The sequence below is a fragment of the Scandinavium sp. genome, assembly GCF_051650185.1.
Classification (GTDB): domain Bacteria; phylum Pseudomonadota; class Gammaproteobacteria; order Enterobacterales; family Enterobacteriaceae; genus Scandinavium.
The window spans coordinates 15677-29639 of sequence record NZ_JBOFIN010000074.1 but is presented as its reverse complement, the minus strand read 5'-3'; the positions used below and the strand labels follow the sequence as shown (position 1 = coordinate 29639).

13 protein-coding genes are annotated in these 13963 nt (G+C 52.8%); 8 read left to right on the top strand and 5 right to left on the bottom strand.

Annotated features, from left to right (window positions below; genetic code table 11):
* Positions 1-81: 81 nt before the first annotated feature.
* Entirely contained in the window at positions 82-1260 is a 1179-nt protein-coding gene (locus ACRCWW_RS09495) for a sugar efflux transporter (protein ID WP_438682189.1), read from the top strand.
* 82 nt (positions 1261-1342) lie between these two features.
* Here the strand turns inward: ACRCWW_RS09495 and leuD are convergent, their stop codons facing one another.
* The 5 genes from leuD to leuL form a co-directional block, all read right to left on the bottom strand.
* On the bottom strand, positions 1343-1948 hold the full coding sequence (gene leuD, locus ACRCWW_RS09490; RefSeq protein WP_438682188.1) for a 3-isopropylmalate dehydratase small subunit: 606 nt from the start codon (positions 1946-1948) through the stop codon (positions 1343-1345).
* 10 nt (positions 1949-1958) lie between these two features.
* Complete coding sequence (gene leuC / locus ACRCWW_RS09485) at positions 1959-3359, bottom strand: 3-isopropylmalate dehydratase large subunit (protein WP_330982323.1); 1401 nt, start codon at positions 3357-3359, stop codon at positions 1959-1961.
* Between the two features lie 2 nt (positions 3360-3361).
* Positions 3362-4453: a 3-isopropylmalate dehydrogenase gene (gene leuB / locus ACRCWW_RS09480; RefSeq protein ID WP_438682187.1), complete on the bottom strand. Its 1092-nt coding sequence runs from the start codon at positions 4451-4453 to the stop codon at positions 3362-3364.
* Positions 4453-6024, bottom strand: a complete 1572-nt coding sequence (gene leuA / locus ACRCWW_RS09475) for a 2-isopropylmalate synthase (protein ID WP_438682186.1) — start codon at positions 6022-6024, stop codon at positions 4453-4455. Before leuA ends, leuB begins: the two co-directional genes overlap by 1 nt.
* Positions 6025-6117: 93 nt before the next feature.
* The gene (gene leuL / locus ACRCWW_RS09470) at positions 6118-6204 is read right to left on the bottom strand and encodes a leu operon leader peptide (protein ID WP_404658748.1); all 87 of its coding nucleotides are present in this window, start codon (positions 6202-6204) and stop codon (positions 6118-6120) included.
* A 628-nt stretch (positions 6205-6832) separates the two neighbouring features.
* Here leuL and leuO point away from each other — a divergent pair.
* The 7 genes from leuO to ftsL all read left to right on the top strand — a co-directional run bounded on the left by leuO (position 6833) and on the right by ftsL (position 13935).
* Positions 6833-7783: a transcriptional regulator LeuO gene (gene leuO / locus ACRCWW_RS09465; protein WP_438682185.1), complete on the top strand. Its 951-nt coding sequence runs from the start codon at positions 6833-6835 to the stop codon at positions 7781-7783.
* Positions 7784-8167: 384 nt separating this feature from the next.
* Positions 8168-9892: an acetolactate synthase 3 large subunit gene (ilvI, locus tag ACRCWW_RS09460; RefSeq protein ID WP_438682184.1), complete on the top strand. Its 1725-nt coding sequence runs from the start codon at positions 8168-8170 to the stop codon at positions 9890-9892.
* Between the two features lie 2 nt (positions 9893-9894).
* Complete coding sequence (gene ilvN / locus ACRCWW_RS09455) at positions 9895-10386, top strand: acetolactate synthase small subunit (RefSeq protein ID WP_097162857.1); 492 nt, start codon at positions 9895-9897, stop codon at positions 10384-10386.
* 180 nt (positions 10387-10566) lie between these two features.
* The gene (gene cra, locus ACRCWW_RS09450) at positions 10567-11571 is read left to right on the top strand and encodes a catabolite repressor/activator (RefSeq protein ID WP_330982327.1); all 1005 of its coding nucleotides are present in this window, start codon (positions 10567-10569) and stop codon (positions 11569-11571) included.
* A 600-nt stretch (positions 11572-12171) separates the two neighbouring features.
* A complete protein-coding gene (gene mraZ, locus ACRCWW_RS09445; protein ID WP_404658691.1) occupies positions 12172-12630 on the top strand; it encodes a division/cell wall cluster transcriptional repressor MraZ in 459 nt (152 codons plus the stop codon).
* Between the two features lies 1 nt (position 12631).
* Positions 12632-13573: a 16S rRNA (cytosine(1402)-N(4))-methyltransferase RsmH gene (rsmH, locus tag ACRCWW_RS09440; protein ID WP_438682183.1), complete on the top strand. Its 942-nt coding sequence runs from the start codon at positions 12632-12634 to the stop codon at positions 13571-13573.
* The gene (ftsL, locus tag ACRCWW_RS09435) at positions 13570-13935 is read left to right on the top strand and encodes a cell division protein FtsL (RefSeq protein ID WP_404658693.1); all 366 of its coding nucleotides are present in this window, start codon (positions 13570-13572) and stop codon (positions 13933-13935) included. The genes rsmH and ftsL overlap by 4 nt, the downstream gene beginning before the upstream one ends.
* Positions 13936-13963 lie beyond the last annotated feature (28 nt).

Here is a 13963-nt window from a genome sequence, read left to right as displayed (position 1 = left end):
TGAGTATTGGTGTAAAATCACCCGCCAGCAGAACTGTTCTGCTGGCTTTTTTCGTTTTCTCTTCGCGCTTAAGGATGATTCATGCTCTGGCTGATGACGATGGGGCGCCGCCTCAACGGGGTGTACGCCGCTTTTATGCTGGTGGCGTTTATGGTGGGCGTTGCGGGGGCGTTGCAGGCACCGACGCTGAGCCTGTTTCTCAGCCGGGAAGTGGGCGTTCAGCCGTTTTGGGTTGGGCTGTTTTATACCGTCAACGCCATCGCCGGGATTGCGGTTAGCCTTGGGCTGGCGAAGCGTTCTGATAATAAAGGCGACCGCCGCAAGCTGATTATGTTTTGCTGCCTGATGGCGGTCGGTAACGCGCTGCTGTTTGCCTTTAATCGTCATTATCTGACGCTGATCACCTGCGGCGTTTTGCTGGCTTCGCTGGCCAATACCGCCATGCCGCAGCTGTTTGCGTTGGCACGTGAGTATGCCGACAGCTCTGCGCGTGAAGTGGTGATGTTCAGCTCGGTGATGCGTGCGCAGCTCTCTTTAGCCTGGGTTATCGGGCCGCCGCTGGCGTTCATGCTGGCGCTCAATTACGGCTTCACCACCATGTTTTGTATCGCGGCCGGGATCTTCGTCCTGAGCCTTGTGTTGATCGCTTTTGCGCTTCCTTCCGTCGCGCGGGTCGAACAGCCAGCCGCCGTTGATATCACCCAAATCAGCGGCTGGGGCGATAAGAACGTGCGGATGTTGTTTGTGGCTTCCACCTTAATGTGGACCTGCAACACGATGTATATCATCGACATGCCGCTGTGGATCAGCAGCGATTTGGGATTGCCGGACAATCTTGCCGGGATCCTGATGGGCACGGCGGCGGGGCTTGAGATCCCGGCGATGATCCTCGCGGGTTACTACGTGAAACGCTTTGGCAAACGACCGATGATGATCACCGCCATCACGGCAGGCGTGCTGTTTTACGCTGGTTTGATTCTGTTTCACAGCCGTGAAGCGCTGTTAGCTCTGCAGCTGTTCAATGCGGTCTTTATCGGGATCATTGCCGGGATCGGCATGCTGTGGTTCCAGGATTTGATGCCAGGAAAAGCCGGTGCCGCGACGACGCTCTTCACCAACAGCATTTCGACGGGCGTGATCCTCGCAGGGATCATTCAGGGCGCGGTGTCACAAAGCTTCGGACACTTTACGGTTTACTGGGTGATTGCGGGGATTTCGCTGGTGGCACTGGGGCTGACGTTGCGCGTCAAGGACGTTTAATGTTGCCGGGTGGCGGCTTCGCCTTACCCGGCCTACCGATCCTGTAAGCCCGGCAAGGCGAAGACGCCGCCGGGCAAAGGTGTTAAGCCATAAATTCAGGCTGTTTCTTCTCGTACTCCGAGATGGCGGCTTCGTGCTGCAGCGTCAGGCCGATGCTGTCCAGACCATTCAGCATGCAGTGGCGACGGAAGGCATCGAGAGTAAAGCTGTAGGTCTTATCACCGGCTTTCACCACCTGCGCTTCCAGATCCACTTCAAACTTCATCCCCGGATTGGCCTGCACCTGGTTAAACAGGTCGTCGACCTGCTCATCGCTTAAGGTGACGGGCAGCAGCTGGTTGTTGAAGCTGTTGCCATAGAAGATATCGGCAAAGCTTGGGGCAATCACCACTTTGAAGCCGTAGTCGGTCAATGCCCACGGGGCGTGCTCACGGGAAGAGCCGCAGCCGAAGTTTTCACGCGCCAGTAAAATGGAAGCGCCTTTGAATTCCGGGAAGTTCAGCACGAATTCCGGGTTTGGCTGCTCACCTTTGTCGTCGAGGAAGCGCCAGTCGTTAAACAGGTGCGCGCCAAAACCAGTGCGAGTAACCTTCTGCAAAAATTGCTTCGGGATAATGGCGTCGGTATCGACGTTAGCCGCATCCAGAGGGACAACCAGGCCTGTGTGTTGGGTAAATTTCTCTGCCATGATGGTCTCCTTATTTCATGCCACGAATGTCGGCAAAATGGCCGGTAACGGCGGCGGCTGCGGCCATTGCCGGGCTCACCAGATGCGTACGGCCACCACGGCCCTGACGGCCTTCAAAGTTACGGTTACTGGTGGAGGCGCAGCGCTCGCCTGGGTTCAGACGGTCGTTGTTCATCGCCAGGCACATGGAGCAGCCCGGCAGACGCCATTCAAAACCGGCTTCAATGAAAATCTTATCCAGACCTTCCGCTTCCGCCTGCGCTTTGACCGGGCCAGAACCTGGAACGACCAGAGCCTGAACGCCTGGTGCGACTTTTCGGCCTTTAGCGATTTCAGCGGCTGCACGTAAATCTTCAATGCGGGAGTTCGTGCAGGAGCCGATAAACACTTTGTCGATAGCGACTTCTGTCAGCGGTACGCCTGGTTTCAGGCCCATATAGGCCAGTGCTTTCTCTGCACTCGCGCGTTCTACCGGATCGGCAAAGGAGGCCGGGTCCGGGATGTTGTCGTTAACGGAAATCACCTGGCCCGGGTTAGTGCCCCAGGTCACCTGCGGCGCGATATCTTCGGCTTTCAGGGTGACAACGGTATCGAACTTCGCACCTTCGTCGGTTTTCAGCGTCTTCCAGTAATTGACGGCATCATCGAAAGTCTGGCCTTTCGGCGCATGCAGGCGACCTTTCACATAATTGAAGGTTGTTTCATCCGGTGCCACCAGACCCGCTTTCGCGCCTAATTCGATAGCCATGTTACACAGGGTCATACGGCCTTCCATGCTCAGCGCCTGGATGGCATCGCCGCAGAATTCAACCACGTGACCAGTACCGCCAGCGCTTCCGGTTTTGCCGATAATGGCCAGCACGATGTCTTTCGCCGTAATGCCCGGTGCTGCTTTGCCGGTGACTTCAATTTTCATGGTTTTGGCGCGGCCCTGTTTCAGGGTTTGTGTCGCCAGAACGTGTTCCACTTCAGAGGTGCCAATCCCGAACGCCAGCGCGCCAAATGCGCCGTGTGTTGCGGTGTGAGAGTCGCCGCAGACGATGGTCATGCCCGGCAGGGTGATGCCTTGCTCCGGGCCCATCACGTGGACGATGCCCTGATACGGGTGATTCAGGTCGTACAGCTCGACGCCGAATTCGTTGCAGTTCTTAATCAGCTCCTGCATCTGAATGCGTGCCATCTCACCGGAAGCGTTGATATCTTTGGTTTCCGTCGAGACGTTGTGATCCATCGTCGCGAACGTTTTACCCGGCTGACGTACTGGACGTTTATGCGCGCGCAGGCCATCGAACGCCTGCGGAGACGTCACTTCATGCACCAGGTGACGGTCGATATACAGCAGCGGGGTTTCATTTGGCGCTTCATGCACGATGTGCGCATCAAACAATTTTTCGTATAACGTCTTTGCCATGATTACACCCCTTCAGCTACATAGCGGGCAATGATATCGCCCATTTCATCGGTACTGACGGCTGCGTTACCACGGGCTAAATCGCCAGTGCGCACGCCTTCTTCTAATGCACGGTTGATGGCGCTTTCGATAGCGGCTGCCGCATCGTTGGCATCGAGGCTGTAGCGCAGCAGCAACGCCAGGGAGAGGATCTGCGCAATCGGGTTAGCAATGTTTTTGCCCGCGATATCTGGCGCAGAACCACCCGCAGGTTCATACAGACCAAAACCTTGCTCGTTCAGGCTGGCGGAAGGCAGCATGCCCATGGAGCCGGTGATCATCGCGCATTCATCAGAGAGAATGTCGCCGAACAGGTTGGAGCACAGCAGCACGTCGAACTGGGACGGATCTTTAATCAGCTGCATGGTGGCGTTGTCGATGTACATGTGGGACAGCGCAACGTCCGGGTATTCTTTGGCAATTTCGTTGACGATCTCGCGCCACAGAATAGAGGTCTGCAACACGTTAGCTTTGTCGATAGAGGTCACTTTGTGGCGACGTTTGCGGGCAGACTCAAACGCGATGCGCGCGATACGCTCGATTTCAAAGCGGTGATACACCTCGGTATCGAACGCTTTTTCATGCTGACCACTGCCTTCGCGGCCTTTCGGCTGACCGAAGTAGATGCCGCCGGTCAGTTCGCGCACGCAAAGAATGTCGAAGCCGTTAGCAGCAATATCAGCGCGCAGCGGGCAGAACTCTTCCAGACCTTGATACAGTTTTGCCGGGCGCAGGTTCGAGAACAGTTTAAAGTGCTTACGCAGTGGCAGTAACGCGCCGCGCTCCGGCTGTTCGGCTGGTGGCAAATGTTCCCATTTTGGGCCACCTACAGAGCCAAACAAAATGGCATCAGCTTGTTCACAGCCTTCCACCGTTGCCTGCGGCAGCGGTTGGCCGTGTTTGTCGATGGCGATCCCACCAACATCGTAATGGCTGGTGGTAATACGAATGTCAAAACGCTTGCGGACGGCTTCCAGGACTTTCAGGGCTTGTGTCATCACTTCCGGGCCAATACCGTCACCCGGCAACACAGCAATATGGTAGTTCTTCGACATTACACGGTTTCCTTTTTGTTCTCGTTATTCTGCGCTTTGCGCTGCAACTCTTTTTCGACTTCATTGGCACGCCAGATGTTGTTCAGCACGTGAACCATCGCTTTGGCGGAGGATTCGACGATATCCGTTGCCAGACCGACGCCGTGGAAACGACGACCGTTATAGTTGGCGACGATATCTACCTGGCCCAGTGCATCTTTACCGTGACCTTTTGCGGTCAGACCGTATTTCACCAGCTCAATGTTGTAGTTGGTGATGCGGTTGATAGCCTGATAAACCGCATCTACCGGGCCGTTTCCGTTCGCCGCTTCTGCTTTGACTTCTTCGCCGCAGGCCAGTTTGACTGATGCCGTTGCGATGTCGTTAGAGCCTGACTGCACGCTGAAGTAATCCAGGCGGAAATGTTCTGGCTCTTCCTGCTGCTTGTTAATGAACGCCAGGGCTTCCAGGTCGTAATCAAAGACCTGACCTTTCTTATCAGCCAGTTTCAGGAACGCGTCGTACAGGTTATCCAGGCTGTAATCGGACTCTTTGTAACCCATTTCGTCCATGCGGTGTTTCACTGCCGCACGACCAGAGCGGGACGTCAGGTTCAGTTGCACCTGATTCAGACCGATGGATTCCGGGGTCATGATTTCGTAGTTTTCGCGATTCTTCAGCACGCCATCCTGGTGAATACCGGAGGAGTGGGCGAAGGCGCCTGTGCCAACAATCGCTTTGTTCGCCGGGATTGGCATGTTGCAAATCTGGCTGACGGTCTGGCTGGTGCGCCAGATTTCGTTGTGATTGATGCGGGTCTGCACGTTCATGATGTCTTTGCGGACCTTGATAGCCATGATCACTTCTTCCAGTGAGCAGTTGCCTGCACGCTCACCAATACCGTTCATCGCGCCTTCGACCTGACGAGCGCCAGCGTGAACAGCGGCAATGGCGTTGCCGACCGCTAAGCCCAGGTCATCGTGGGTATGAACAGAGATAATCGCTTTATCGATGTTCGGTACGCGCTCATACAGGCCAGAGATGATGTTGGCAAACTCAAACGGCATGGTGTAGCCGACGGTGTCCGGAATATTAATGGTGCGTGCGCCAGCGGCGATCGCTGCTTCGACAACGCGGGCGAGGTCAGCAATTGGTGTGCGGCCTGCGTCTTCGCAAGAGAATTCAACATCGTCGGTGTAGTTACGAGCGCGTTTGATCATATAAATAGAACGCTCGATGACCTCATCCAGGGTGCTGCGCAACTTGGTGGCGATGTGCATTGGAGACGTCGCAATGAATGTGTGGATGCGGAAAGCTTCAGCCACCTTCAGTGATTCAGCCGCAACATCAATATCTTTCTCAACACAGCGGGCTAAGCCACACACACGGCTGTTTTTAATGGTGCGAGCGATAGTCTGAACTGACTCAAAATCGCCAGGGGAAGAGACCGGGAAGCCGACTTCCATGACGTCGACGCCCATACGCTCAAGGGCCAGGGCAATCTGCAGTTTCTCTTTTACACTCAGGCTTGCCTGCAATGCCTGTTCACCGTCACGTAAGGTGGTATCGAAGATAACGACTTGTTGGCTCATGGTTTTTGGTCCTTGTCAGTCTTAGGTCGCCTTGCTACGAGCATAAAAAAACCCGCGCTAAGGCGCGGGTTTTCAGTCTTGCTGGAAGATGACTTAACGTTGAACGTCGCCCACCAGTCTACCGCGCACAGTGAATGCGTTTAGTAGTAGTAGACCGTTGAAACGAGAGTTGCGAGTCATTACGTCATGCTCCAGATGAATTCGATATGCTTCTAGTGGTACTGGATACGACGATTGATGTCAATCTTTTCTGAGTTCTGTTTTGGTTTCCGGGGAGGGGCTCTGCGAGTTTTCTTAAGCTAATTGTGCTGGCAGCGTCGTTTTTTTTCGCAGAATGTTTTAGCGGCAATTCATGATTTTAATAATTTGAATCAATTTTCAATATCCATTTTTATCCGGATACAGACTGACCTCGTCAGTGTGCTCGTGTAACGCGATGATATAGTGAAACTTAATTAATGAGGTCATTAAGTTTTAGGAATTTTCATAATTAATTGATAATTGTTTGTTATGTGATTCGAAAATTCTTAAAAGCCAATTTAAGATTACTAAAACATTGTTTGTCTTGTCGTGCTGTTGTTTATTGATCCGGTTTATGAGTAAACTTGGTTTACAAAGTACCAGTTATCGTTCGATGGCTTATTGCTCCTGGTGTAAGGCACGTTTGTCGGCACCGGGTGGAAGAGCTTTATAAATTCCTAAATTTCGCCGCTACTCTTCTGCTGAATGTATTTGCGTGGTAAATCATATTTTCGAAATGTATTGCTGCAGTCAGGCAAGGGAGTTATGTGTGACATTGGAGTCAACCATGGTCGTAGAAAAAGAAGTGCCCAGCTCTGCTTCGGCTCCGGACGCGCACCGGCCGCAATTACGCTCAGTGGATTTAAATTTACTGACCGTTTTTGATGCGGTGATGCAGGAGCAAAATATTACTCGTGCCGCACACTTTCTGGGGATGTCGCAACCGGCGGTCAGTAATGCCGTCGCGCGTTTGAAAGTCATGTTCAATGATGAGTTGTTCGTGCGCTACGGGCGAGGCATTCAGCCCACGGCAAGGGCATCTCAGCTGTTTGGATCAATTCGCCAGGCATTGCAACTGGTGCAGAATGAGTTGCCAGGCTCTGGATTTGAACCTGTCACCAGTGAACGCGTGTTTAATCTTTGCGTCTGCAGTCCGCTGGATAATCGGTTGACCTCATTAATTCTAAATAATGTGAGTGCGATCGCACCGAATATTCATCTCGTATTTAAGTCCAGCTTAAATCAGAATACAGAACATCAGCTGCGCTACCAGGAGCTGGAATTTGTTATTGGCTATGAAGAATTCCGCCGTCCGGAGTTTGCTTGTGTGCCTTTATTCCGCGATGAAATGGTATTGGTCGCCAGTGCAAACCATCCGCGTCTTCTTGGGCCGTTGAAAGAAAGCGATATTTATCGTGAAGAGCATGCGATTGTTTCTCTGGAACGCTATGCCTCATTTAGCCAGCCCTGGTACGACACACCAGAAAAACAGGCCTGCATTGCCTATCAGGGGATGGCATTAATCAGCGTGCTTAATGTTGTTTCTCAAACGCAGCTCGTTGCGATTGCGCCGAGATGGCTGGCGGAAGCGTTCACGGAAAAACTTAACATTCAGGTTTTACCGTTGCCAATGAAACTGAATAGCCGAACTTGTTATCTTTCCTGGCATGAAGCTGCCGGACGAGATAAAGGCCATCAATGGATGGAAGAACTGCTGGTTTCTGTTTGCCGCGATTAATGGCCTCTGCTTAAACCAGATGTTTCGGCATCTGGTTTATAGCGTTATTCACAATGAAATCGATATTTTTATCTAATGCCATTTTTTTCACGCCTTGTTGATCAGATTAAAAATGGATGATTGTCTGTCAGCATCCTGATTTCCCAAATTTTCCCTATCGTCTGTTCTTATCTCTGAAGTATTCCACCACGAATGTGGGGCGGGCTCTTCATTTCTCCTGTTTGTTACCATGGCCTCATCCTGGTGGCTGATTGCCTGCCCGGGAGTGAGCGGTTATGTTAAGGAAATGCTGTCATTCTAAAATCAACAGGGTGCATAGGTGCCCTGTTGTGTGACGATGCGGAAATGAGTTCTGCCGTCATTAACTAAGCCTGGAGGCAAACCATGGAGATGTTGTCTGGCGCCGAGATGGTCGTCCGATCGTTAATCGATCAAGGCGTGAAGCAGGTTTTCGGCTATCCCGGAGGCGCAGTCCTCGATATCTATGATGCGTTGCATACGGTCGGCGGAATCGATCACGTTCTGGTTCGCCACGAACAAGCAGCGGTACATATGGCCGACGGCCTGGCTCGCGCAACAGGGGAAGTCGGCGTGGTGCTCGTCACTTCCGGACCAGGGGCGACCAACGCCATAACGGGCATTGCCACGGCCTATATGGATTCCATTCCGCTCGTGGTGCTGTCAGGGCAGGTGGCGACCTCACTGATTGGCTACGATGCATTCCAGGAATGCGATATGGTGGGGGTCTCCCGTCCTGTGGTGAAACACAGCTTCCTGGTAAAACAAACTGAAGACATTCCAGGTGTGCTGAAAAAGGCCTTCTGGCTGGCAGCCAGCGGGCGTCCAGGGCCAGTCGTTGTCGACTTGCCAAAAGACATTCTCAACCCGGCAAATAAACTGCCTTATAGCTGGCCGGAGACGGTTAGCATGCGCTCTTACAACCCGACGACCACGGGGCATAAAGGGCAAATCAAGCGTGCTTTGCAGACTCTTATCGCCGCCAAAAAACCCGTGGTTTATGTCGGTGGTGGGGCAATCAATTCAGCCTGTGAGGGCGAACTGCACACGCTGATTGAGAAACTGAATTTACCCGTTGCCTCTTCTTTAATGGGATTGGGGGCGTTTCCCGCATCACATCGTCAGGCGCTCGGTATGTTGGGCATGCACGGCACTTATGAAGCCAACATGACGATGCACAATTCCGATGTCATTTTTGCGGTTGGCGTACGCTTCGACGACCGCACAACCAACAACCTCGCGAAGTATTGCCCTAATGCGACGGTACTGCACATCGATATCGACCCAACGTCTATCTCCAAAACGGTCTCGGCAGATGTGCCGATTGTCGGTGATGCTCGTCTGGTGCTGGAGCAAATGCTTGAGCTGCTGGAGCAAGAAACGACAACGCAACCGTTGGATGAGATTCGTGACTGGTGGCAGCAAATCGAGCAATGGCGCTCTCGCCAGTGCCTGAAATATGACACCCAAAGTGAGCACATTAAACCGCAAGCCGTTATTGAGACCATCTGGAAGCTGACCCACGGCGATGCCTACGTCACGTCCGATGTCGGTCAGCACCAGATGTTTGCCGCCCTTTACTACCCATTCGACAAGCCACGTCACTGGATTAACTCTGGTGGTCTGGGCACGATGGGCTTTGGCCTGCCAGCCGCGCTGGGTGTGAAGATGGCGCTGCCGGAAGAGACTGTGGTCTGCGTAACCGGCGACGGCAGTATTCAGATGAATATCCAGGAGCTGTCGACAGCCCTGCAATATGAGTTACCGGTGCTGGTGCTGAACCTCAACAACGGCTATCTCGGTATGGTCAAACAATGGCAGGACATGATCTACTCGGGTCGTCATTCTCAGTCCTATATGTCCTCTTTGCCTGACTTTGTTCGCCTGGCAGAAGCTTACGGTCACGTAGGTATCCGTGTCAGCGATCCCGCTGAGCTGGAAACAAAACTGGCAGAAGCGCTGGAGCACGTACGTAACAACCGGCTGGTGTTTGTCGATGTGATCGTCGACGGTAGCGAGCACGTCTACCCGATGCACATCCGCGGCGGGGGTATGGATGAAATGTGGTTAAGCAAAACGGAGAGAACCTGATTATGCGCCGGATATTATCAGTCCTGTTAGAGAATGAATCGGGTGCTTTATCGCGCGTGATTGGGCTCTTTTCTCAGCGTGGCTACAACATTGAAAGCCTGACCGTCGCTCCGACAGACGATCCGACCTTGTCTCGCATGACTATTCAGACCGTTGGCGATGAAAAAGTCATCGAGCAGATTGAAAAGCAGCTACACAAACTGGTTGACGTCTTACGCGTTAGCGAACTGGGGCAGGGCGCGCACGTTGAGCGTGAAATTATGCTGGTGAAAGTCCAGGCCAGCGGTTATGGGCGTGAAGAAGTTAAGCGCAACACAGAGATCTTCCGTGGGCAGATCATCGATGTTACGCCTTCTATTTATACCGTTCAGCTTGCCGGAACCAGCGATAAACTTGACGCATTTCTTGCCTCGCTGCGTGACGTAGCGAGGATTGTTGAAGTTGCGCGTTCAGGCGTGGTTGGCCTGTCTCGCGGCGACAAGATCATGCGATAAGCCTGAGGTTCATCCGAAATACGTAGCCCGGCGTTCCACGTCGGGCTTTTTTTTGCGAAATCAGTGGGAAGTGGCAACAAAAGCGGTTGCCGCGATCTTTATTCTGCGCTTAGATGTTATGGAATTTATCCCATAATTTAACAATGGTTATGGATTGTACATTTTAAGCAAGGGGCAATTGTGAAACTGGACGAAATCGCCAGGCTTGCCGGTGTATCGCGCACCACGGCAAGTTATGTGATCAACGGAAAGGCCAAACAGTACCGTGTTAGCGATAAAACGGTCGAAAAAGTCATGGCTGTCGTGCGTGAGCATAACTACCATCCTAATGCCGTAGCGGCTGGTCTTCGTGCTGGACGCACGCGTTCCATTGGTTTGGTTATCCCCGATCTCGAAAACACCAGTTATACCCGCATTGCTAACTATCTCGAGCGTCAGGCTCGACAGCGTGGCTATCAACTTCTGATTGCCTGTTCTGAAGACCAGCCCGATAACGAGATGCGCTGCATTGAGCACTTGCTGCAACGGCAGGTCGACGCCATCATTGTTTCGACGTCGTTGCCGCCGGAGCATCCGTTCTATCAACGTTGGGCCAACGATCCCTTCCCGATCGTGGCGCTGGATCGCGCACTCGACCGCGAGCATTTCACCAGCGTAGTGGGTGCCGATCAGGAAGATTCAGAAGCATTAGCCGCTGAGTTGCGGAAATTCCCTGCGGAGACCGTTCTCTATCTTGGCGCATTACCGGAATTGTCCGTCAGTTTCTTACGCGAGCAAGGTTTCCGCACTGCGTGGAAAGAAGACTCGCGCGATGTTCATTTCCTGTACGCCAACAGCTACGAGCGTGAAGCTGCCGCGCAGTTGTTCGAGAAGTGGCTGGAAACCCATCCTATGCCACAGGCGCTGTTTACCACTTCTTTCGCGCTGCTTCAGGGCGTTATGGATGTGACGCTGCGTCGCGAAGGTAAACTGCCTTCGGACCTGGCCATCGCGACCTTTGGCGATCATGAATTGCTCGATTTCCTGCAGTGTCCCGTTTTAGCGGTGGCCCAGCGCCATCGTGATGTGGCCGAGCGTGTCCTGGAAATCGTCCTTGCCAGCCTGGACGAGCCGCGTAAGCCGAAGCCGGGTCTGAGCCGCATCCGTCGTAATCTTTATCGTCGTGGCAGCCTCAGCCGCCGATAAGGGGAAAGGAAAGGCAATTAACGATGATTGCCTTTCCAGATTTGCAGACGAAGGTAGGGAAACTTCTTATTCAGACAATTCCTTAAATTTCCCGGATTCTTAATAAACCCCGTTATTTGTCTGAGTTAAAATGAATTAATTTAGGTTAATAGAAAGTAAAGTTTCGTTTACCTTGTATTGTTTTGTTACATTCTGCGAGGCTTTTGCAGAATTAACAGTCACTTCATTCTTACTCTCACATTTCCTCACGCTTTAGCGCCTGTGGGCTGGCAGAAACAGTTCCCACAAGGGCTATTAACGCGGATGAGAATGTCCTAAAATGCCGCGCACGTCGCAAACTGACACTTTATATTTTCACCTTTGTGAAATTGAGTTGTTCAAAATCGTTACGAACCTGTTGGTTTTTTTCTCGCCAGTATTCATAACGTTATTTTGCCTCGTTCGCTGGACAGAAATTAATCAGGGCGAATATTGGTGTCCAATATTGAGTTTTAAGACTCTTATAGCACCAGTGCTGGCTTGACAAGCTTTTCCTCCGCTCCGTAAACTCCTTTATGTGGGAATTTGTGGGTGAAAGTGGAGAAAAGGGGTGAGGCTGGCATGTTCCGTGGAGCTACGTTAGTCAATCTCGACAGCAAAGGGCGCTTAGCGGTGCCGACCCGATACCGGGATTTGCTGAACGAGAACGCTGCCGGTCAAATGGTTTGCACCATTGACATCCATCACCCGTGCCTGCTGCTTTACCCACTGCCTGAGTGGGAAATCATTGAGCAAAAATTGTCACGACTGTCGAGCATGAATCCCGCAGAGCGCCGCGTGCAGCGTCTGCTGCTGGGACATGCCAGCGAATGTCAAATGGACAACGCCGGTCGTTTGCTGATTGCGCCGGTTTTACGGCAACACGCCGGACTGACTAAAGAAGTGATGCTGGTCGGGCAGTTCAACAAGTTTGAACTGTGGGATGAATCGACCTGGTATCAACGGGTCAAGGAAGATATCGACGCTGAGCAGTCCGCCTCCGGAGAGTTGTCGGAGCGGTTGCAGGACTTGTCCTTATAAAATGATGGAAAATTTCAAACATACAACGGTACTGCTGGATGAGGCTGTCAACGGCCTGAATATTCGTCCTGACGGTATCTACATTGATGGCACCTTCGGTCGTGGTGGCCACTCGCGTCTGATCCTGTCGCAGCTGGGTGCGGAAGGGCAGCTGCTGGCTATCGATCGTGATCCGCAGGCGATCGCTGAGGCGAGCACCATCGATGACCCTCGCTTTTCCATCGTGCATGGACCTTTTTCCGCGCTGGCCGATTACGTGGCCGAGCGTGACCTTATTGGCAAGATCGACGGCATCCTTCTCGATCTTGGTGTCTCTTCACCTCAGCTTGACGACGCAGAGCGCGGCTTCTCCTTCATGCGTGATGGGCCGCTGGATATGCGTATGGATCCGACTCGTGGTCAGTCTGCTGCCCAATGGCTGCAAACGGCGGACGAAGCGGACATCGCCTGGGTTATCAAAACCTTTGGCGAAGAGCGTTTCGGCAAACGTATTGCTCGCGCCATCGTTGAACGCAATCGCGTAGAGCCGATGACCCGCACCAAAGAGCTGGCGGAAGTTATCGCTGCGGCAATGCCGGTGAAGGACAAATTCAAACATCCTGCGACCCGTACTTTCCAGGCGGTGCGCATCTGGGTGAACAGTGAACTTGAGGAGATAGAGCAGGCGCTAAAAAGCTCGCTCGACGTGCTTGCCCCGGGAGGGCGGCTCTCTATCATCAGTTTCCACTCGCTGGAAGACCGCATTGTGAAACGCTTTATGCGTGAGCAAAGCCGCGGTCCGCAGGTTCCGGCCGGGTTACCGATGACCGAAGAGCAACTCAGGAAACTGGGTGGCCGTCACCTGCGAGCACTAGGCAAGTTGATGCCGGGCGAACAAGAAGTGGCAGAGAATCCACGCGCTCGTAGTTCAGTACTGCGTATCGCAGAAAGGACGAACGCATGATCAGCAGAGTGTCAGAAGCCCTAAGCAAAGTGAAAGGATCGTTAGGAAGCAACGAGCGCCATGCTTTGCCTGGCGTGATCGGCGACGATCTTTTGCGGTTTGGGAAGCTGCCACTCTGCCTGTTCATTTGCATCATCATTTCGGCAGTGACGGTAGTCACAACGGCGCACCATACTCGTTTGTTAACTGCCCAACGTGAACAACTGGTTCTGGAACGCGACGCTCTGGATATCGAGTGGCGCAACCTGATCCTCGAAGAAAACGCACTCGGCGATCACAGCCGGGTAGAACGGATCGCGACGGAGAAGCTGCAAATGCAGCATGTCGATCCTTCACAGGAAAACATCGTCGTTCAGAAATAGACGCTACAGAATAAGGATTAATGTAACG